Source organism: Ruegeria sp. AP12 (genome assembly GCF_056540025.1).
Map to the genome: position 1 here is coordinate 1 of NZ_JBQFVZ010000345.1, position 517 is coordinate 517.

At 59.6% G+C, this 517-nt stretch carries 2 protein-coding genes; both read left to right on the forward strand.

What is annotated here, in order from left to right; translation table 11 throughout:
- A partial coding sequence (locus ACR0E6_RS23125; RefSeq protein ID WP_480587837.1) for a hypothetical protein occupies positions 1-185 on the forward strand: 185 nt, incomplete at its 5' end.
- On the forward strand, positions 182-517 hold a 336-nt coding region (locus tag ACR0E6_RS23130), incomplete at its 3' end, for a lipid II flippase MurJ (protein ID WP_480587840.1). The genes ACR0E6_RS23125 and ACR0E6_RS23130, both read left to right, overlap by 4 nt.

Below are 517 nucleotides of genomic sequence, written 5' to 3' on the forward strand. Positions count from 1 at the left end.
CGCTGGCGGCGGCCAATGTCTATATCGCCAACGCCGTGATCGCGACCTATGGCGAGCAGGTGGTGGATACATTCTACGTCAAGGACATGTTCGGGCTGAAATACCACTCGGAAAGCAAACAGCGCGGGCTTGAGACCAAACTGCGCAAAGCCATAACCGAGGGCGCCGAGCGAGCGGCGTCATGAAGCAGATCCGGCTGTTTTCCGGCTTCTTCACAGTCGGCTTCTGGACACTGGCCAGTCGCATTCTGGGCTTTCTGCGTGAAATCCTGCTGACCGCGTTCATCGGCCCCGGCCCGGTGATGGACGCCTTCGTCGCGGCTTTCCGTCTGCCCAACATGTTCCGCCGCTTCTTTGCCGAAGGCGCATTCAACGCAGCTTTCGTGCCGATGTTTTCCAAGCGGCTAGAAGGCGGAGAGAACGCGCAAGGGTTCGCGCAAGACGCTTTCAACCTATTGATCGCTGCGGTATTAGCCCTGGTCGGGTTGGCGATGGTCTTCATGCCCGGCCTCGTCTGG